General features: G+C 66.4%; 16 protein-coding genes and 2 riboswitches. Of the genes, 7 read left to right on the top strand and 9 right to left on the bottom strand.

The features are described 5' to 3' along the window. The first annotated feature begins 135 nt into the window (after nt 1–135). The 4 genes from K2O51_RS30120 (at nt 136) to K2O51_RS30105 (ending at nt 5,936) form a co-directional block, all read left to right on the top strand. Nucleotides 136–1,287, top strand: a complete 1,152-nt coding sequence (locus K2O51_RS30120; RefSeq protein ID WP_140950002.1) for a branched-chain amino acid ABC transporter substrate-binding protein — start codon at nt 136–138, stop codon at nt 1,285–1,287. Nucleotides 1,288–1,451: 164 nt separating this feature from the next. Further along, entirely contained in the window at nt 1,452–3,419 is a 1,968-nt protein-coding gene (locus K2O51_RS30115; RefSeq protein ID WP_220631130.1) for a tetratricopeptide repeat protein, read from the top strand. A gap of 175 nt (nt 3,420–3,594) precedes the next feature. Beyond that, nucleotides 3,595–4,821, top strand: a complete 1,227-nt coding sequence (locus K2O51_RS30110) for a cation:proton antiporter (protein WP_084791921.1) — start codon at nt 3,595–3,597, stop codon at nt 4,819–4,821. Then, the gene (locus K2O51_RS30105; protein WP_011299463.1) at nt 4,821–5,936 is read left to right on the top strand and encodes a YbdK family carboxylate-amine ligase; all 1,116 of its coding nucleotides are present in this window, start codon (nt 4,821–4,823) and stop codon (nt 5,934–5,936) included. The genes K2O51_RS30110 and K2O51_RS30105 overlap by 1 nt, the downstream gene beginning before the upstream one ends. A gap of 25 nt (nt 5,937–5,961) precedes the next feature. Here K2O51_RS30105 and K2O51_RS30100 read toward each other — a convergent pair whose 3' ends face one another. The 8 genes from K2O51_RS30100 to K2O51_RS30065 form a co-directional block, all read right to left on the bottom strand. Then, the gene (locus K2O51_RS30100; protein ID WP_011299462.1) at nt 5,962–6,450 is read right to left on the bottom strand and encodes a YMGG-like glycine zipper-containing protein; all 489 of its coding nucleotides are present in this window, start codon (nt 6,448–6,450) and stop codon (nt 5,962–5,964) included. Between the two features lie 157 nt (nt 6,451–6,607). Continuing rightward, complete coding sequence (locus K2O51_RS30095; protein ID WP_011299461.1) at nt 6,608–7,345, bottom strand: MBL fold metallo-hydrolase; 738 nt, start codon at nt 7,343–7,345, stop codon at nt 6,608–6,610. Between the two features lie 82 nt (nt 7,346–7,427). Continuing rightward, the gene (locus tag K2O51_RS30090) at nt 7,428–8,804 is read right to left on the bottom strand and encodes an L-serine ammonia-lyase (protein WP_011299460.1); all 1,377 of its coding nucleotides are present in this window, start codon (nt 8,802–8,804) and stop codon (nt 7,428–7,430) included. 50 nt (nt 8,805–8,854) lie between these two features. Then, nucleotides 8,855–9,382: a DUF421 domain-containing protein gene (locus tag K2O51_RS30085; protein WP_011299459.1), complete on the bottom strand. Its 528-nt coding sequence runs from the start codon at nt 9,380–9,382 to the stop codon at nt 8,855–8,857. A gap of 104 nt (nt 9,383–9,486) precedes the next feature. After that, complete coding sequence (gene gcvP / locus K2O51_RS30080; protein WP_011299458.1) at nt 9,487–12,417, bottom strand: aminomethyl-transferring glycine dehydrogenase; 2,931 nt, start codon at nt 12,415–12,417, stop codon at nt 9,487–9,489. Between the two features lie 103 nt (nt 12,418–12,520). Further along, nucleotides 12,521–12,901, bottom strand: a complete 381-nt coding sequence (gene gcvH / locus K2O51_RS30075; protein ID WP_011299457.1) for a glycine cleavage system protein GcvH — start codon at nt 12,899–12,901, stop codon at nt 12,521–12,523. Nucleotides 12,902–13,005: 104 nt separating this feature from the next. Continuing rightward, the gene (gcvT, locus tag K2O51_RS30070) at nt 13,006–14,133 is read right to left on the bottom strand and encodes a glycine cleavage system aminomethyltransferase GcvT (RefSeq protein ID WP_011299456.1); all 1,128 of its coding nucleotides are present in this window, start codon (nt 14,131–14,133) and stop codon (nt 13,006–13,008) included. Between the two features lie 95 nt (nt 14,134–14,228). Then, nucleotides 14,229–14,353: riboswitch (glycine riboswitch) on the bottom strand. Between the two features lie 21 nt (nt 14,354–14,374). Continuing rightward, a riboswitch (glycine riboswitch) is annotated at nt 14,375–14,463 on the bottom strand. 59 nt (nt 14,464–14,522) lie between these two features. Next, entirely contained in the window at nt 14,523–14,759 is a 237-nt protein-coding gene (locus K2O51_RS30065) for a glycine zipper 2TM domain-containing protein (protein ID WP_011299455.1), read from the bottom strand. A gap of 261 nt (nt 14,760–15,020) precedes the next feature. Here K2O51_RS30065 and K2O51_RS30060 point away from each other — a divergent pair, with 261 nt between their 5' ends. The 3 genes from K2O51_RS30060 (at nt 15,021) to K2O51_RS30050 (ending at nt 19,167) form a co-directional block, all read left to right on the top strand. After that, nucleotides 15,021–17,117, top strand: a complete 2,097-nt coding sequence (locus K2O51_RS30060) for a UvrD-helicase domain-containing protein (RefSeq protein ID WP_140949306.1) — start codon at nt 15,021–15,023, stop codon at nt 17,115–17,117. A 237-nt stretch (nt 17,118–17,354) separates the two neighbouring features. Beyond that, nucleotides 17,355–18,086, top strand: coding sequence for a response regulator (locus K2O51_RS30055; protein ID WP_011299453.1), 732 nt, complete (start codon nt 17,355–17,357; stop codon nt 18,084–18,086). Nucleotides 18,087–18,090: 4 nt separating this feature from the next. After that, nucleotides 18,091–19,167 (top strand): sensor histidine kinase, encoded by a 1,077-nt coding sequence (locus K2O51_RS30050; protein WP_011299452.1) that lies wholly within the window; start codon nt 18,091–18,093, stop codon nt 19,165–19,167. Here the strand turns inward: K2O51_RS30050 and K2O51_RS30045 are convergent. Further along, nucleotides 19,153–20,292 carry an ABC transporter substrate-binding protein gene (locus K2O51_RS30045; RefSeq protein ID WP_220631129.1) on the bottom strand — a complete coding sequence of 380 codons (1,140 nt, stop codon included), beginning with the start codon at nt 20,290–20,292 and terminating at the stop codon, nt 19,153–19,155. The two genes, K2O51_RS30050 and K2O51_RS30045, sit on opposite strands and share 15 nt — an antisense overlap. Nucleotides 20,293–20,405 lie beyond the last annotated feature (113 nt).

The following is a 20,405-nucleotide window of genomic DNA, read 5'->3' as shown; positions in this document are numbered from 1 at the left end:
ACAGAGTTTGACGTGCGCATGTGCGGCGGCGATCCTGCCGCCATGCGCATCCATAGGGGAGGAGCGCCCAGACGGCGTTCCCGAAGCGTAGAAAAAGCGCAGCAAGAAGGCTGAACCAGCCACCAAGGAGAACTGATGACCTCGACATTCCACAAGACGGCCCTGACCGTTGCCCTGACTATCGCTGGCCTGACTGGCGCCACGGCGGCTTTCGCCCAGGCCCAGGAAATCAAGCTCGGCTTTGCCGGCCCGATGACCGGCGGCCAGGCCCAGTACGGCAAGGACATGCAGAACGGCATCGTCCTCGCCATCGAGGACATGAACGCCACCAAGCCGAAGATCGGCGGCAAGGAAGTCAAGTTCGTGCTGGTCTCCGAAGACGACCAGGCCGATCCGAAGACCGGCTCGGTGGTCGCGCAGAAGCTCGTCGACAACGGTATCCAGGGCATGCTCGGGCACTTCAACTCGGGCACCACCATCCCGGCGTCGATGGTCTACAACCGCGCAGGCATTCCGCAGATCGCCATGGCGACCGCACCGGAATACACCAAGCAAGGCTTCAAGACGACTTTCCGCATGATGACTTCCGACACCCAGCAAGGTTCGGTGATCGGCGCGTTCGTCGTGAAGAAGCTGGGCGCGAAGAACATCGCGATCGTTGACGACCGCACCGCGTACGGCCAGGGCCTGGCTGACGAGTTCGAGAAGGCCGCCAAGGCCGCCGGCGGCAAGATCGTGCGCCGCGAGTTCACCAACGACAAGGCGGTGGACTTCAAGGCCGTGCTGACCAACATCAAGCGCAGCAACCCGGACATCATCTTCTACGGCGGCGCCGAGACCCAGTCGGCCCCGATGGCCAAGCAGGTCAAGGAACTGGGCATGAAGGCCCCGCTGGTGTCGGGCGAAATGTCCAAGACCGACAACTTCCTGAAGCTGGCCGGCCCGGCTGCCGAAGGCACGGTCGTGTCGCTGGCCGGCCTGCCGCTGGACCAGATGCCGGGCGGCGCCGCGTACGAGAAGAAGTACGAGAAGCGCTTCGGCTCGAAGGTGCAGACCTACTCGCCGTACGCCTATGACGGCGCCACCGCGATGATGACCGCCATGGTCAAGGCCGGCTCGGCCGATCCGGCGCGCTATCTGCCGGTGCTGGCGGCGACCAACATGCAGGGCGTCACCACCAAGACGCTGGCGTACGACGCCCGTGGCGACCTGAAGGACGGCGGCATCACCGTCTACAAGGTGGTCGGCGGCAAGTGGACCGTGCTGGAGACGGTTGGCGGCAAGTAAGCCCACCGGCGCCAGGCCAGAAGAACGCCACCCTGCGAGGGTGGCGTTTTTTCTTGCCAATCCTAAAGATTGAACTGACCCCTGCCGTTTGTTGTCCCGGATGGGGGATCGTGCCTTTGGCGCATAATTCCGCATTCGTTTATCCAATCCAGAAGGAGCAGTACGTGTCCGTGCAGGAAGTCAGCTACGACCGCGCCGTCGAACTGGCCGGTGTAGGCCGGTTCGATGAAGCGCTGGAGATTGCCGGCCAGTTGTCGGCGGCCCGGCCCGAAGTGGTCGATTTCACCACGCTGCAGGCACGGTTGTTCTTCGACAAGGGCGATGCGCAGTCGGCCTTCGCGGTGCTTGATGGGGCACTTTCGCGGCTGGAGACGTTGAACCTTGCGCCGCCTCACCGGTGGGCGTCGCGCGGTGTGCTCGCGCATCGCTATGGCGCCATGCTGATGAGCCTTGGCCGGGATCGCGATGCATTGCCGTGGCTGCACGAGGCCTCGCAGCGCAACGGCCTGCTGTCAGGCGAGTGGCCCGCGCATTTCCACGCGGGGCTGGCTTGCTACCGACTCGGCGACCTGGCCGGCGCAGGCCGCTACTGGCACGACCTGCTGTATCGCGCGCCTGATCTGGGCGCGGAGGACATCCTGCCGCTCGTACACGACGCAATCGTCCGTACCGAGGCAGCGGGCCAGCCCGTCGAGCCCATGATGCGCGTCTGCCTGGGGCGCATTGCGCTGGACAACCCGGATCTGCTCGAACTTGAACCCGAAGTCGCCGATGCGCTCGCCGGCGAGCAAGCCGGGCTGGTGCTTGCCGCATCTCCGGACCATCCGCAGGCCCGCCGCCTGCGTGCGCCGCTGCGCTTCGGTGCCGGCGACACGGAAGGGGCGCAGGACGACCTCGCCGTGTACCAGCGCCAGTGCCCGGACCCGCAGACCCAGGTACGCGCAATGGCCTGGCGCCACCAGGCCGCCCGGACGGCCCAGCCCGGCACGCCGGGTACCGATTCCCAACCCTGGCTGAAGTTCAGCCTGGCGACCGATAGTGACGACGGCGCCGGCTACTACCGTGCCGCCACGGCGCTCGGCGAGTTTATCGACGAGGTGCCGCAGGCCGAAGCCGCGCTGCGGCCCCGGTTGGTGGAAGCCTGCCAGCTTGGCGTCGCGCGCTTCGACCAGTACTTCGCGACCGGCGAGGGCGATGCCAGCGGCCATGGCGGCAATGCCGACCCGCACGTCTATTCGCTGCTGTGCCGCCTTCTGTCGCGCAGCCTTCCGGCCGACGCGGGCAATCTGGAGTCGCGCATCGCGCTGCACCGCAAGGGCATGGCCGCGAGCGAGTTCATCGACCACTGGATCGACCTGCTCGATTGCCATGCTGGCGCCGGCCAGCACCAGCAGGTGGTAGAACTGGCGGGCGAGGTGCTCAATCGCTATCCACTCGAGCGCAATCCGGCCGATGTGACGTGGGCGTTCAGCCGGCTGATCGCCGCGTGGAAGGCCATCGGGGGTGCCGAAGCGGCCGAGGCCGCGGGGGCAGCCATGGCGCATATGGACGCCCGCCTCGACGCACTGCCCGTGGAGGCCCGCAGCGAGGCCGCGCACCCGATGGCGCATGCGCGGGCGCATTACGCAGCGCTGGTGCAGACGCGCATGGACGGCATGGATCCGCACGACCGTACCGATGCACTGGCCGAGATCGACACCCAGCAACGTCGCGCGCTGCTCGTGGAGGATGCGTGGCTGTTCAACCGCTTTGGACAGGTTTGGCGTGACCTGGGCGACTATGAGCGCGCCTTGCCGCTGTTCGAGCAGGCCATTGTCATGACCGAAGGCGATGCGTGGGACCAGGCCGCGCCGCGAGTGCAGCGCGCGCTGATCCACAATGCCGCCGCGCGCCACGACGCGGCGCTGGCAGACTTCGCGGCCGCGTTTGCCGTGCGCGACGACTGGGATGCCGAGACCTGGCTGCGTGCGGTGGAATCGGCGGTCGGACTGGCGCAGCGCGAGACCGCACTCGGCTACTTCGACAAGGCGCGCGCCGCGGGCGCCGAGCAGGGCCGTACGCGCGGCCTCCATGCCAAGGTCGAAGCCGCATTGCGGGCTACCCGGCCGAAATGGAAGTTGTGGGGCGTGTAAAGCACTGATCACGGGGCTGATACGGCCTCATGCACCGCGCGATCCCACAATGAGAAACTCCATCAGCGAAGATGGCGTTTTTTATTGAAAGTTAGCGAAAGAAGTTGGCGCAATGCGTGCGGTGTCAGACAATGGCTGACATGGAATGTCATGTGCTTCCATTACCATGTCACGCATGAATGGACTAAGCCAACTTTTCCCGTCACTTCCGCTCGCCCCCGGCGGCCTGTTCTGGGTCGGCCTGGCGCTGGTCGGCGCTGGCCTTGCGGGCGAACTATGCCGCCGCTGGCTGGGCTGCCCCCGCATCGTCGGCTATGCGGCGGCAGGCCTCTGCGCGGGCATGCTCGGGCGCAGCATCGTCGACACCAACATGATCGGCCAGACCCGTATCCTGATCGATATGGCGCTGGCACTCGCCCTGTTCGAGCTGGGGCATCGTCTTTCGCTGATCTGGCTGAGCGCCAACCGCTGGCTGCTGCTGACCAGTGCGTTCGAAAGCGTGCTGACCTGGGGCCTGGTGGCCGCGGTGTTGCAGTGGATCGGCGCATCGCCCGGGATTGCGATTCTTGCGGGCGGCATCGCAGTCAGCACTTCGCCGACTATCGTGCTGCAGCTCAAGAACGAGTTGCGCGCCGAAGGCCAGGTGACCGAGCGGCTGATGGCCATGGCCGCGCTCAACAGCATTTATGCCGCCGTGATTGTGCAGGTCGCGACGGGCTGGCTGCATTCGGAATATGGCAACCTCGGCGCCGCGCTGCTTCATCCGCTTTATCTGCTGGTCGGCTCCTGCCTGCTGGCCTGGGTGGTTGGCAAGATCGGGCATGCGATCTATGAGCGCATGTCGGCCGACGACCACTACAGCTTCCTTGTGCTCGTGGGCCTGGTGCTGTTCACGCTTGCGCTGACTCGGGTACTAAAATTGTCCATGCCGCTCACGCTGATGCTGGCCGGCGTGGTGTTCAAGCACCAGGACAGCCAGCCGCATGTGTGGCCGACGCACTTCGGTAGCGCGGGCAGTCTGCTGATCATCGTGATGGTGGTGTCGCTGGGCCTGCCGCTCACGGCGCAAGACTGGGTCGTCGGCGGCATGTATGCCGTGGTGCTGGTGCTGCTGCGCCATGCGGCGAAGTTTGCCGGCGTGGTGTCGCTGGGATCGTTTTCTGGCCTGAGCCTGCGCCAGTGCATGGCACTGGGCCTGGCGCTCGCGCCGATGTCGGGCCTGGCGTACCTGTTGATGAACGATGTCGCGCGTCTGTATCCGAGTACCGGACAACCGCTGGCCGCCATCATCCTGTGCGCGCTGGCCATCGAGCAACTGCTGGGCCCCGTGATCGCGGCCTGGGCGCTGCGCTTCGCCGGCGAAGTCCGTGCCGACCAGCGCGGCAATGGAGGAGGGCGCTGATGTCGCTCGAACCGTTCAAGCATTCCGAAGCACTGACCTTCGGCGTCGAGCTGGAGCTGCAGCTTGTCAATCGGCATGACTATGACCTCGCGCCATTCGCGCCTGACCTGTTGCGCGCGCTCAAGGGCGCCCAGCATGCCGGCGATATCAAGCCCGAGATCAGCCCGTCGATGATCGAGATCAGCACGGGCATCTGCCACACCTACCAGCAGGCGCTGGACGAACTGACCACCATGCGCGACCTGATGCAGGCCGCCTCTCGCTCGCTGAACATCGGCATCAGCGGAGGCGGCACGCATCCGTTCCAGCAATGGGCCGACCGCATCATTTCGGACTCCCCGCGCTACCAGTACATCTCGGAGCTGTACGGCTATCTCGCCAAGCAGTTCACGGTGTTCGGCCAGCACGTCCATATCGGCTGCCCGAGCGCGGATGAGTCGCTGTTCCTGTTGCATGCCATCGGCCGCTACGTGCCGCACTTTGTTGCGCTCGCAGCCTCTTCGCCGTATGTGCAAGGGGTCGATACCGGCTTTGCGTCGGCGCGCCTCAACTCGGTCGCGGCCTTCCCGATGAGCGGGCGCGCGCCGTTCCTGCTCACTTGGGACGCCTTTACCGCGTATTTCGAAAAAATGCGCAATACGGGCGTGATCGAGAGCATGAAGGACTTCTACTGGGATATCCGTCCCAAGCCCGAATTCGGCACGATCGAAGTGCGCGTGATGGACACGCCGCTGACCGTGGAGCGTGCCTGCGATATCGCCGCGTACATCCAGATGCTGGCGCGCTACCTGCTGCTGTCGCGCCCGTTCATGCCGCAGGAAGACGATTACCTGGTCTACACCTTCAACCGCTTCCAGGCCTGCCGCTTCGGGCTGGAAGGCGAATACGTGCACCCCAACGAGCTGACGCGCCGGCCAATCGCCGAGCACATCCTGTCGATCTGCGACGCGCTCGTGCCGCACGCCGAGGCATTGGGGTCGATGCAGGCGCTGGCAAATATTCGTGCACTGGCCGAGAATCGCAACGGGGATGCCGAATGGCTGCGCCAGGTCGACGCCGACGCGCGCACCCAGCGCGAAACGGTGCGGCAGGCCTGCGAGCGCTGGGCGGCTTGACGCACCGCCCGGCCGCCACGGCCGCCTACTTCACGGAATAGCCGCGCCCCTGCATGCAGGCTCCCCAGGCCTGGTAGTAGCTTGACATCGCCTGGCTGGTATTGGCTGCCATCTGCTCATTGGCGGCGGCGGCCTGCCTGCGCGATTGCCGGTGTGCCACGCCACCCGCAACCGTACCCGCCGCTGCGCCGGCCGCGGCTCCCTTGCCGGCATCGCCCGCGATCGCTCCGACCACCGCACCGGTCGCCGCACCACCTGCTGCGCCGCGCACGCGCTGGCCGCTCTGCGCCTGTGCCTGAGGTTGCGGCGCCGCGGCTTGTGCCGGATCGACGCCGGTCTGCTGCTTGGCCCAGCTGTAGCAGGCACCGTCATCGCTCGATTGCTGCTGCTGGCTCTGCCCCTTGGCAGGATAGGCGACCGGCTTTTGCTGCGCCTGGGCCGGTGCGAGAGCCAGCGCGGCCAGCATGGCTGCCAGCACACCCAGGCTGCGGTGAGCGCTCGTGTTCAGCTTCATGATGACATCTCCCTGTGATGGCCCGGCGCGCTCCATGCGCAACGCCGCAACGCCAGTGCATGCCCGATATGGCAGAGAGATCAGTATTGCAGCGGTCAGCGCGAAGTCAATTCAGAGTTTTTGGCGCGCCGAATAGAAGGATTTGACGCGCCTGTACTCAGGCGCCATGCGGCACGCTTTCGCCATCGCGCAGCCCGAGCCGCTGGTTGGCCGGCACTGCGACATCGATCAGCTTCGGGCGCGGCAGGTTCAGGTTGCGCATCATGTCGATGAACTCATCGCGCGTACGTCCGGCCACGCGGCTGTTGTGTGCACGCTCCTGGCCGATGGTCGACGACGTCCGGCCCTTGTAGTCGTGCGCCGGAAATACGAGGGTCTCATCGGGCAACGCGAACAGCTTGCGCGTCAGGCTGTCATATAGCGTGCCGGCATCGCCGGATTGGAAATCGGTGCGGCCACAGCCGTCGATCAGCAATGCGTCACCGGTGAACACGCGGCGCAATGGGCCATCCGGCGTGGCTTCCTCCCACAGGTAGCTCATGCTGCCGGCGGTATGCCCGGGCGTATGGATCGCGCGCAGTACCTGCGTGCCGAAGGTGAGCGTATCGCCGTCGATCAGCTGCATCTGCGCCGGCTTGATGTCGCATCCCGATGGCGCAGCGGTCTTTGCGCCGGTCTGCATGGCGACATGGCCTGCCGACGTGATGTGGTCGGCATGGGCATGGGTTTCCACCACCCACGCGAGGCTGGCGCCCGCGTCGCGCAGCACGGCCATGTCGCGCTCGAGTTGGTGGTCGACCGGATCGATCAGGATCGCGTCGCGCGTGGTGGCGTCGATCAGCAGGTAGGTGAAGGTCGACGAGGTTTCGTCGAACAGCTGATAGAAGGTTTGCATGGCGCCTCGCTTTTTGCTCTGTTTCTGCAGGCGCCTGAGGTGGCGCCCGGGGAGACTGGCGCCATGATACGCCGCTAAGGCCTCAGCACTCCACGATATTCACCGCAAGGCCGCCACGCGCCGTTTCCTTGTACTTGGTCTTCATGTCGGCGCCGGTCTCGCGCATGGTCTTGATGACCGAATCGAGCGACACGTAGTGCGTGCCGTCGCCGCGCAGCGCCATGCGCGCTGCGTTCACGGCCTTGACCGAGGCCATGGCATTGCGTTCGATGCACGGAATCTGTACCAGTCCGCCGACCGGATCGCAGGTCAGGCCCAGGTTGTGCTCCATGCCGATCTCGGCAGCGTTCTCGACCTGCTCAGGCGTGCCGCCGAGCACAGCCGCGAGCGCGCCGGCGGCCATCGAGCACGCCACGCCGACTTCGCCCTGGCAGCCGACCTCGGCCCCCGAGATCGACGCATTGAGCTTGTAGAGCAGGCCGATGGCGCCGGCGGTCAGCAGGAAATCGACCACGCCCTTGCGGTCGGCGCCGGGCACGAAGCGGTCGTAATAATGGAGCACGGCCGGGATGATGCCGGCTGCGCCGTTGGTCGGCGCCGTCACTACGCGGCCGCCCGCGGCGTTCTCTTCGTTGACGGCCATGGCGTAAAGGTTGACCCAGTCCATCACGGACAGCGGATCGGACAGCGTGCGCTCGGCGCGCTCCGTCAGGTTGCGGTACAGCTCGGGCGCGCGACGTCGGACCTTGAACGGGCCCGGCAGTTCGCCATCGGTGCGGCAGCCACGCGCGACGCAGGCCTGCATCACGTCCCAGATATGCAGCAGCCCGGCGGTGACGTCTTCCTCGCTGCGCCAGACGAGTTCGTTCTCCATCATCAGCCGCGCGATGGACTTGCCGCTTTCGTTCGCCATCTCCAGCATGTCCTTGCCGCTGCGGAACGGATGCGGCAGTTGCTGCGCCGCGTTGAGTACCTGCGTGTTCGGCGCGCCCGCGGTCACGACGAAGCCGCCGCCGACCGACAGATAGCGTGCCTCGCGCAGCGACGTCCCCTGCGCGTCATACGCGTGGAACTTCATGCCGTTCGGGTGTTCGGCCATGGCCTCGCGCCGGTAGAAGGCAATGTGCTCCTTCTCGACGAACGGGATCGGATGCCGGCCGAGCAGCGACAGCGTGCGGCTCGCGCGCAACGCATGCAACCGGCCGTCGACGGAATCGGGATCGATGGTATCGGGCGCTTCGCCCATCAGGCCCAGCATCACGCCCTTGTCGGTGCCGTGGCCCTTGCCGGTCGCGCCGAGCGAACCGTACAACTCCACGCGCACACTGGCGACCTGCGGCAGCAGGGCGTCGCGCTCCAGGCCCTGGGCAAACATCAGGGCCGCGCGCATCGGGCCCACGGTGTGTGAGCTCGACGGGCCGATGCCCACCTTGAACAGATCGAAGACGCTGACTGCCACGAAAGTCTCCTGAAAGCGACTGCAGGTGATGTGGGAAGGGTGACGAAAGGTCAGACCGCCTCGTCCTTGTTCGACTGGTTCCAGATCGAGGTCCCCGGCGCTGTCGGCGGCGGGCGCTCGTGCATCTTGACCGAAACGGTCCCGTCGGTTTCGAGAATCGCAAAATGCACGTCGGCGACGCTGTTGCAGCCGGCATGGCGTAGCGCCTTGTTCAGGTCGTCGAAGCTAATGTGTTCACGGCGCATGATGTCCCGGTACACCTTGCCGTCGTGGACCAGCAACTGCGGCCGGCCCTCGACGAGAATTTCTAGCTTGCGGCTGCGCCAGGTCACGTAGCCCAGCACCGCGTTGGCTGCCACCAGCGTGACGGCAAGGATCAGGCCCGCTGTCACGGAGTTGTCCCCGGCGTTCATGGCGTTCTGCACGGCGTTGGAAATTACCAGCAGCAGCACGAGGTCGAACGGCGTGAGCTGGCCGATCTGGCGTTTGCCAGACATCCGCAGCAGGGCCAGCACCGCGCCATACACAATCAGGCCGCGCAGCACGAACTCCCACCATGGGGCACTGAGATTCCACATGCAGCCTCCGCTGTGCTGATGGCGCCGCGAAGCGCGGCGCCTCTATGTCGAGCATAGCGCGCCCGCGGGACGGCCGTAACCGGCCCACGGGCTGAGGGGCGGCCTCAGTCCTGCGCGTACTCGCTCATCGGCACGCAGCTGCAGAACAGGTTGCGGTCGCCATACACGTTGTCGGCACGGCCGACGGGCGGCCAGTACTTCTGCGTGCGCAGCGATGCCACCGGATAGGCGGCTTCTTCACGTGTGTATTTGCGCGTCCACTCGTTGGCCGTGACCACGGCCGCGGTGTGCGGCGCGTGCTTGAGCGGGTTGTCGTCACGGTCGAAGCTGCCGTCTTCGACGCGGCCGATTTCCTTGCGGATGGCGATCATGGCGTCGATGAAGCGGTCGAGTTCGTGCAGTGCTTCGCTCTCGGTCGGTTCGATCATCAGCGTGCCCGGCACCGGGAAGCTCATGGTCGGCGCGTGGAAGCCGTAGTCCATCAGGCGCTTGGCGACGTCTTCGTTGCTGATGCCGGTTTCCTTCTGCAGCGGGCGCAGATCCAGGATGCATTCGTGCGCCACCAGGCCGTGCTGGCCCGTGTACAGCACCGGGTAGTGCGGCGACAGGCGCTTGGCGACATAGTTGGCGGTCAGGATCGCGTTCTCGGTCGCGGCGGTCAGGCCGGCCGAGCCCATCATCGCGATGTACATCCACGAGATCGGCAGGATGCTGGCCGAGCCGAACGGCGCGGCCGATACGCCACCAATGCCGTTGTCGTCGCGACGATAGCCGACGCTGTCCTGGTTCGGCAGGAAATCAGCCAGGTGCGCGCCGACTGCCACGGGGCCCACGCCGGGGCCGCCACCGCCGTGCGGAATGCAGAAGGTCTTGTGCAGGTTCAGGTGCGACACGTCGCCGCCGAAGTGGCCTGGCGCCGCCGTGCCTACCATCGCGTTCATGTTGGCGCCGTCGACATACACCTGGCCGCCGTGCTGGTGCACGATCTCGCAAATCTGCTGCACGCCCTGCTCGAACACGCCATGCGTGGACGGGTAGGTGATCATGATGGCCGCCAGGTTCTTGCTGTGCAGTTCGGCCTTCTTCGCCAGGTCTTCCAGGTCGACGTTGCCGTTTTCATCGCACGCGACGACGACAACCTTCATGCCGGCCATCTGCGCCGACGCCGGGTTGGTGCCGTGCGCCGACGACGGAATCAGGCAGATGTCGCGATGGCTCTCGCCGCGGCTCGCGTGGTAGGCGTGGATGATCAGCAGGCCCGCGTACTCGCCCTGCGAGCCGGCGTTCGGCTGCAGGCTCACGGCCGCGTAGCCGGTGGCCGCGCACAGCATGGCCTCGAGCTGGTCGATCATCTCGCGGTAGCCCACGGTCTGGTCCAGCGGTGCGAACGGGTGGATCTGGCTGAACTCGGGCCAGGTCACCGGGATCATCTCGCTGGTCGCGTTCAGCTTCATCGTGCACGAACCGAGCGGAATCATGGTGCGGTCCAGCGCCAGGTCCTTGTCCGCCAGCATGCGCAGGTAGCGCAGCATCTCATGCTCGGCGTGGTGCGTGTTGAAGACCGGGTGCGTCAGGTATGCGCTGGTGCGGGCAAGATTGGCCGGGAACGCATCCTCGGCCGCGGCTTCGATTGCATCGAACGTCAGCGAGGCGGGCAGCGGCTTGCCGTGCGAGAAGATTTCCCACAGCGCCACGACATCATCGCGCGTCGCGGTTTCGTCGAGCGATACGCCAATGCGCGTCGCGCCCGCATGGCGCAGGTTGATGCCGCGTGCGGTTGCGGCAGCGTGGATCGCGTCGGTGTTGAAGCCGGTCTCGAACGTCAGCGTGTCGAAGAACGTCGCGTTGGTGCGCGTGAAGCCCAGGGTCTGCAGGCCGGCGGCCAGCGTGGCGGTCAGGCGATGCACGCGCTGCGCAATGCGCTTGAGGCCTTGCGGGCCGTGGTACACAGCGTACATCGACGCCATCACGGCCAGCAGCACCTGCGCGGTACAGATGTTGGAAGTGGCCTTTTCGCGGCGGATATGCTGTTCGCGCGTCTGCAGGGCCAGGCGATAGGCCTTGTTGCCCTGCGCATCGACGGTCACGCCGACGAGGCGGCCCGGCATCGACCGCTTGAACGCGTCCTTGACGGCCATGTAGCCAGCGTGCGGGCCGCCAAAACCGAGCGGCACGCCAAAACGCTGCGAGTTGCCCACGGCGACGTCGGCGCCCCATTCGCCCGGCGCCGTAATCAGCGTCAGCGCGAGCAGGTCGGCGGCAGCCACCACCAGGCCGCCGGCCGCGTGCACGGCATCGGCAATGGCGCGGTAGTCCGTGACGTCACCATTGACGCCCGGGTATTGCAGCAGCACGCCGAACGCGTGGGCGGCAGCAGCATCGGCAGCGGGGCCGACCTTGACTTCAATGCCCAGCGGCTTGGCTCGGGTGCGTACCACTTCCAGCGTCTGCGGCAGTACATCGTCAGCCACGTAGAACGTGTTCGACGCATGCTTGTTCACGCGCTGCAGCAGCGTCATGGCTTCGGCCGCGGCGGTGCCTTCGTCGAGCATCGACGCGTTGGCGATGTCCAGGCCAGTCAGGTCGGTGACCATTTGCTGGAAGTTCAGCATCGCTTCCAGACGGCCTTGCGAGATTTCCGGCTGGTAGGGCGTGTAGGCGGTGTACCAGGCGGGGTTCTCGAAGATATTGCGCAGGACCACGGCCGGGGTCAGCGTGTTGTAGTAGCCCTGGCCGATAAAGCTCTTCAGGACCTTGTTCTTGCCAGCGAGCTTGCGCAGCTTCGCCAGCGCGGCTTCCTCGGGCAGCGGCTCGGTGAACTCGCCCATCGGCATGCCGTCGCGGCGGCGGATGGCCTCGGGGATCACAGCGTCGATCAGCGCGGCGCGGCTGTCATAGCCGAGCACCTTGAGCATGTGCTGCTGTTCGGGGGTGTCGGGTCCGATATGGCGGGCGGCGAAGGCGTCGCGCGCCTCCAGTTCGGCCAGCGTGGGCCGGTTACCTTGGGTGGCGGTCATGGGAAGCGGGGCGTTCATGGCAAGAACCTCGTTGGGGGCGCGGTGGCAGGTGGTCAGCCATGCCGCCGCGCATCAATACAGTGGCCGGCCCATGCGCGGTGCAGGGCCGGCTGGCGCGGCGTCAGGCGCCGACGCTGGCCTTGTAGGCGTCAGCCGACATCAGGCCGTTCACGTCGTCGGCGTTGGCCGGCTTGAGCTTGAATAGCCACGCGTCGAACGCGTCGGCGTTCACGCTTTCCGGTGCGGCCGTGGCGGCCTCGTTCACGGCGATCACTTCGCCGGCCACCGGGGCGTAGATGTCGGAAGCGGCCTTCACCGACTCCACCACGGCCAGCGCGTCGCCGGCGCCGACCGACTTGCCGACTTCGGGCAGTTCCAGGAAGACGATGTCGCCGAGCGCGTCCTGCGCGTGGTCGGTGATGCCAATCGTCAGGGTGCCGTCGGCTTCGACACGCACCCACTCGTGCGACTCGGTGTATTTCAGGTCAGCGGGGAAATTCATGAGGTTCTCCGGGATTCAGATTTGTTCTTGGTTCGGGCGCCTGCCATCGGTCGAGGGGGCAGGCGCGACGGGCGACCGTTGTGGTGAGCGGGGGCGTTGCCGCCTCAGCTCACGAGTGCCTTGCCATTACGCACAAACGGCAGTTTAACCACAGTCGCCGCGAGTTTGCGGTCGCGGATCTCCACCTGCACCGTGTCGCCGACCGCCACGCCCATCGGCAGGCGCGCGAAAGCGATCGATTGCGACAGCGACGGGCTGAAGGTGCCGCTCGTGATTTCGCCATCACCGGCCGCGGTGACGACCTTCTGGTGCGCGCGCAGCACGCCGCCCTTGTCACGCAGGATCAGGCCCAGGAACTGCTGGCGCTGGCCGGCGGCGGCAAGCGCCGCCTTGCCGGTGAAATCGCGCTCGCTCTGCAGGTCGACGGTCCAGGCCAGGCCGGCGTCGAGCGGCGAGGTGTTGATATCCATGTCCTGGCCGTACAGGTTCATGCCGGCTTCCAGGCGCAGCGTGTCGCGCGCGCCGAGGCCGGCCGGGCGCACGCCGGCGGCATCGAGCTTTTCCCACACGGCAGCGACGTTCTCGGCAGGCACCACGAGTTCAAAGCCGTCTTCGCCGGTGTAGCCGGTGCGCGCGACCATGATCTCGCCGATGGCCGGGTCGTGGACCACGACGGCGTTGAATGGCTTGAGAGCGTCGGAAGGCTGGGTGGACGGGAAGGTGTTCCACACCTTGGTGCGCGCGTTCGGGCCCTGCACGGCGACAATCGCCAGCGGCAGCGCGCCCGCCGGTGCCACATCGCCACGGCGCGGGGTGATGGTCACGCCGCTGCCGGTCGCGTCATTGCGTGCGCGGATCCACTCGATATCGCCAAGCGCGGTGCTGGCATTGACCACCAGGCGGAAGCGATCCTCGGCGAAGAAGTAGACGATCAGGTCGTCGATCACGCCGCCTTTTTCGTCGAGCATGCAGGAATACAAAGCCTTGCCCGGCGTCTGCAGCTTATCGACGTTGTTGGCCAGCAGGCCGCGCAGGAACGCACGCGTATTGGCGCCGTTCAGGTCGACCACGCACATATGCGACACATCGAACATGCCGGCGTCGCTGCGCACCGCGTTGTGTTCCTCGATCTGGGAGCCGTAGTTGACCGGCATGTCCCAGCCGCCGAAGTCGACCATGCGGGCGCCGAGGGCGCGGTGGATGGCATTGAGGGGCGTGGCCTGGAGCGTCATGGGAATCCTCGGGGCAATCTCGGTTGCGAAAACGAAAAAAGGTCATCCGCCGCAGCGCTTGCTTCGCCCAAATGGCTTCGCAATCCGCTGCGGCGGATGACCCCTCTGTCCTCGATACCTGAGAGATTACGAGGCCGATCCGTTGGATCCGATCCTCGCGCGCCCCTTCGGTGGGCACGCTCGCCATTGATGGCGGGTGCCGCTCTCCAGAGTGCGGCATGCATCGTGTGCATGTTGCATGCCGATCCGAACGGTCCGTGGTGCCTGAGAGTTTTCGGGTGATACCCCTTCGGCGGCGCAAGACTGTGCGCGCTCTCCCGGTCGGATGCGCGCAATGTACGGGAGGGCCCTGCCTTTGTCAACGCGGGGCCCAGCCCCTTTCGGCGGCATTAGTGGTGATGGTGGTTGTCGTCCGTCACCACGTTACCGACCACGCCGCCCAGTGCCGCGCCGCCCAGCGTACCTACCGCGCTGCCGTTGGTCAGCACGGCACCGCCGACGCCGCCGGCGGCCGCGCCGATGGCCGTATTACGTTGCTTCGGCGTCATGTCCGCACATCCGCTCGCAAGGGCTGCAACGGCCACGCCGACCAGTGTCGCTTTGGAAAGGGCTCGTAGGGTTTTCATGATTTGGCTCCGAAAGTGACTCAAATACGTGTGGACGGGAGATCCCGCCATATTTGTTAGAGGCATCAGGACAGGGCCGGTTTTAGGACTTACCAAGTGTTACTTTCGCAACAACTTGGGCCGCGAAATAGCGATTTCCGCTGACTGATCCGAGCTTGGAGAGCGTGTTAGCATGGTCAGCTTCGCGTCAGACGCCAGCCTGTTGCGGCATGTTGCGTTCCCGGCGCCTGCCCCTCTCCACGCCTACTTCCTTCCCCGCGCATGACTCACGGCCTCAACGCTGCCCAATCCGAAGCCGTCCGCTACCTGGACGGACCCTGCCTCGTGCTCGCAGGCGCGGGTTCGGGCAAGACGCGAGTGATCACGCAGAAGATCGCCCACCTGATCGAAGACAAGGGTTTCGAGCCGCGCCACATCGCCGCTGTCACCTTCACCAACAAGGCAGCCAAGGAGATGCAGGAGCGCATCGGCAAGCTGATGGAAGGCAAGACCACGCGCGAGGGCAAGCGCCTGCCGCTCAAGCAGCTCACGGTCTGTACCTTCCACTCGCTGGGCGTGCAGATCCTGCGCATGGAAGCCGAGCACGTGGGCCTCAAGCCGCAGTTCTCGATCATGGATTCGGACGACTGCTTCGGCCTGATCCAGGAGCAGCTGGGCACCACCGACAAGAAGCTGATCCGCGGCGTGCAGAGCACCATCTCCCTGTGGAAGAACGGCATGGTCGATCCCGAAACGGCGATCGCCCAGGCCGCCAATGCCGACGAACACCAGGCCGCGCTGGTCTTCCGCAACTATGTGGCTACGCTGAACGCCTACCAGGCAGTCGATTTCGACGACCTGATCCGCTTGCCCGCCGAACTGTTCGCACGCAATGAAACGGTACAGCTCAAGTGGCAGAACCGCCTGCGCTACTTCCTGGTCGACGAATACCAGGACACCAACGCGTGCCAGTACCAGCTGCTCAAGCTGCTGGCGGGCGGTTCGCACCTGCGCGCGCCGGCATTCACCGCAGTGGGGGACGACGACCAGGCCATCTACGGCTGGCGCGGCGCCACGCTCGACAACCTGCGCCTGCTGCAGACCGATTTCCCCGACCTGAAGGTCGTCAAGCTCGAACAGAACTACCGTTCCACGGTGCGCATCCTGGAAGCGGCCAACGCGGTCATCGCCAACAACCCGAAGCTGTTCGACAAGAAGCTGTGGAGCGAGCACGGCATGGGCGACCCGATCGCCATCAATCCGATGAACGACGAAGAGCACGAAGCCGAGTCGGTCGTGTTCCGCCTGTCCGCGCACAAGTTTGAACGCCGGGCGCAGTTCCGCGATTACGCCATCCTGTACCGCGGCAACCACCAGGCACGGCTGTTCGAGCAGATCCTGCGCCGCGAGCGCATTCCATATGTGCTGTCGGGCGGCCAGAGCTTCTTCGACAAGGCCGAGATCAAGGACATCTGCGCCTATCTTCGGCTGATCGCCAACCCGGACGACGATCCAGCATTCATCCGCGCGATCACCACGCCGCGCCGCGGCATCGGCAACACCACGCTGGAAGTGCTGGGCACGTTCGCGGGTCAAGCGAAGGTTTCGTTGTTCGAGGCCGCGATGATGGGCGGCATCGAAGCCAAGCTGCAACCACGCCAGCTCGAGCCGCTGCGCGTGTTCTGCGAATCGATGGTGCGGCTGGCCGATCGCGCGGCGAAAGACCCGGCCACCGTGGTGCTCGATGACCTGATGGAAGGCATCCACTACGAAGCCTATCTCTACGACGCCTTCGACGAACGGCAGGCGCAGTCGCGCTGGACCAATACGCTCGAATTCCTGGACTGGCTCAAGCGCAAGGGCACCAAGCCCGAGGCGGAAGCCGAGGGCGAGGCAACCGGCTTCGACAATGCCGACGGCTTTGGCAACGAAGGCAAGAACCTGCTCGAACTCACCCAGACCGTGGCGCTGATGAGCATGCTCGAAGGCCGCGAGGAAGATCCCGATGCCGTGCGCCTGTCGACGCTGCATGCGTCGAAGGGGCTCGAGTATCCCCACGTGTTCCTGGTCGGCGTGGAAGAGGGCATCCTGCCCCATTGCCGCGAGGACGAGGACATGGGCGACGAGAAGATCGAAGAAGAACGGCGACTGATGTACGTGGGAATTACGCGTGCGCAGCGCAGTCTGCATATCAGCTGGTGCAAGAAGCGCAAGCGCGCGCGGGAAACCTACTCGTGCGAACCGTCGCGGTTCATCGGCGAGATGAAGCTGGAAGAGGCGCCGGCGCCGAAGGACGACATGCCTGCGATGAGTCCGAAGGATCGGCTCGGTGCGCTGAAGGCGTTGCTCGGGAATGGCGGCAAGGCGGCGCAGGGCTGACGCCGGCAGGCAGCATTCAAGATACAAAGCGCTACCAGCGCGACATGACCCCGGCGGCGGGTAGCGCTGCGGACCTCGGGGCCTCGCCGGCCTGGTTTCAGGCGGGCACGCCTTTGTATCCGCCTTGATACAAAGGCGCCAAAGGGCCGGCATGCCGAACTGGTAAAGTGGTCGGCCGCTTTACCCTCTGACCGGCACTGTCATCGCCGGCTCGTGCCTGCATCGCCACACCGCCTCATGGATTTCGCTCCCAACCTGCCGATTCGCCTGCTGGTCGTCGACGACGACCCACAGATCCGCGCCATGCTCGCCGAGTACCTGTCCACCTTCGGCATGCAGGCCGACGGCGTCGAGGGCGGTGCACAGATGCGGCGTGCCATGGCCGCCGGCGACTATGACATGGTCATCCTCGACCTGTCGCTGCCCGGCGAAAGCGGTCTGGACCTGTGCCGCCAGCTACGCGCGCAGACCGATGTGGCGGTGATCATGCTGACCGCGCGGGCCGAACTCGCCGATCGCGTTGTCGGGCTTGAAGTGGGAGCGGACGACTATGTCACCAAGCCGTTCGAGATGCGTGAGCTCGTGGCCCGCATCCACACGGTGCTGCGCCGCAGCCGCAGTGACACCCGCCGCGCGGCGGCAACGTCGGGCGGCCATGAGGTGCGTTTCGGCACCTGGCGCCTCAACACGATGCTGCGCCAGCTTGTCGATGGCGACGACGTGGTGGTGCCGCTGTCCAATGCCGAATTCCGCCTGCTGCTGACCTTTGTCGAGCATCCGAACCGCGTGCTCGACCGCGAGCTGCTGATCAACCAGGCGCGTGGTCGCGGCCTTGATGTGTTCGATCGCAGCATCGACCTGCTGGTGTCGCGGCTGCGCCAGAAGCTGCGCGATGATCCGCGCGACCCCGTACTGATCCGCACTGTGCGCGGCGAAGGCTACGTGTTCACCACGGCGCCGGAGCGCTGAAGCCATGGCCCGCTTCGCGCGCTACGACTCGATGTTCCTGCGGCTGTTCGTGGTCATGGCCACGATCATGCTGTGCGTGCACCTGCTCGGCGTGACCGTGATCGAAAGCCTGTTTCCGCGTCCCGGCGGGCACCATGTCCCGCATGAGATGCGCGGCAATCCGCCCCCCGGAGCGCCTGGCCCGCCGCAGGGCAGTCGCCCGCCACCGCCGCCGCCAGGGCTGCGCGGAATCTGGCCGCCTCATCTCGGCATGCTGTTCCAGCTGGCTGCCATCGTGGCCGCGTCATGGGCCGGCGCACGCCTTCTGGCGCGCCCCGTACAGCAACTCGCAAGCGGAGCAGGGCGCCTTGCGCAGGATGTGCACGCGCCGCCGCTGGACGAGCACACCGGCCCGGCCGAGGCGCGCGCGGCCGCGCAGGCGTTCAACCATATGCAGCAACGCATCCGCATGCAGCTTGCGCAGCAGTCGCGCTTCCTCGCCGCGGTCTCGCACGATCTGCGCACACCGCTCACGCGCATGAGCCTGCGCCTCGAGGGAATTGCCGACAACCCGGTGCAGTACCGGCTGCGCCAGGACTTGGCCGAGATGAACGGGCTCATCGATTCGACGCTGTATTACCTGCGCGACCGCGACGAGGCCGCTGGTCCGCGCCAGCGCGTCGACGTGCTGGCGTTGCTGCAGGCGGTCGTGGACGACGCTGCGGAGCTTGGCCACGAGGTGTTGCTGAACGGCCAGGCGGCGCCGCTGCTGGCTTACCCGGCAGAGTTGCGGCGCGCCGTGGTCAACCTTGTGGAGAACGCGCAGCGCTATGGCGAGCGCGCACACATTGTGTTGACCGACAGCGCGCAGCGAGTGCGGATCGATATCTGCGACGAAGGCCCGGGCATTCCGCCCGAAGAGCTGGCGCGCGTGCTGGAGCCGTTCTACCGGCTTGAATCGTCGCGCAGCCGCGCCACCGGCGGCGTCGGCATGGGCTTGTCGATCGCGGCCGACATCGTCGCGCGCCACGGCGGTGAACTGACGATTGCCAACCGCGAGGCCGGCGGCCTGCGCGTGCGCATCGACCTACCGCGCGCCTGACGCGGCGAGCTGGACGTAGCGCGAGCCGCGCTGTCCCTGCGTGAAATCGAGCGTGAAGTCGCCGACGTCCACGCGCGCCTGCAGTGCGCGTCGCAGTTCCGCCGTGCCACCGCGCCACGTGCCGAGTGCGCGCACCAGCCACGCCGCGCCGATATACCCGGCGATGGTTGCCGGCGAGGGCGGCTCGTCGAGGTATTGCTTCATGCGCGCCACGTGCTCCTTGACCACGCGCAGCGTCGCGGCCTGCGGGCCCGGCGCGACCTGCGTCAGCACGATGCCACCTGCGTAGCCGGCGCCGAGCACTTCGCGCGCCACTGTCGGACTGACCGCCGACAATCCGACCAGGAATCCGTACCAGCCCTGCGCGGCCAGCGCGCGGCCCAGGCTCGCGTATGCAAGCGTGTCGCCCACCACGAAGACGGCGCCCGGCCGTTGGGCCGCGATGCTGCGGGCAGCGGCATCCGCGTTACCGTCCAGCGGCACCGCGCGGGCACCCATCGCGGACTCCTGCCGGGCCAGCCACGATGCGCCGTTGCCGGCGGCAATCGACGCGAATTCCTTCGAGACCGCCAACGCCACGCGCGTCAGCCCATAGTCGCGTAGCTGCCTGACCGCGGCGTCGAGTTCGGCCTGGTAGTCCGCGCGCGTGAACCAGACGTTTTCGGCGTTCAGCGCCAGGCCCGAGAGCGGCGCAACGATCTGCACCCCGCGCCGGTGCAGTTCCGACGAGCCCGCAAGCGCCGGCAGCAATTGGTCTCCGGGGCCGAACAACAGTTCGGCATGCTCGCCGTCCACCAGCGACAGCGCCTGGGCGAGCGCCGCGCGCGGATTGGCATCGGCGTCGCGCACGACATGCTGGATCCGCACCGGGCCCCCGCCGGCGTTGGCCGCATCGAACATGACCTTGGCCCCCGCCAGGTAGTCGCGCGCAAGATCGGCCTGCGCGCCGCTGCGATCCAGCAGATGGCCGACGACGACCGTGCGGCGGGCCGGCGACTGGGCCAGCGCGAGCGGCGCGGCGGCCAGGCCCCCGAGGGCCAAGATCAGTTGGCGGCGCTGCGCGGAGGCCGGCAGCTTGTCGGCGCGCAGCGGCGGGTACGGCGGATGGTGAAGGATCGAGGGCATTGGAACGGTTTTCTGGCGGCCCGGCCGGCGGCCGCCGGAGGTGCGGGGGGCAGCGTATCCGGCACGCATGACAAAAATGTGACGAAATACCCCCGCTGACGAGGGGCTGCGCG

Source organism: Cupriavidus pinatubonensis (assembly GCF_019602855.1).
Classification (GTDB): Bacteria; Pseudomonadota; Gammaproteobacteria; order Burkholderiales; family Burkholderiaceae; genus Cupriavidus; species Cupriavidus pinatubonensis.
The sequence above is the reverse complement of the archived record's forward strand: the minus strand, read 5'-3'. Positions and strand labels throughout refer to the sequence as shown.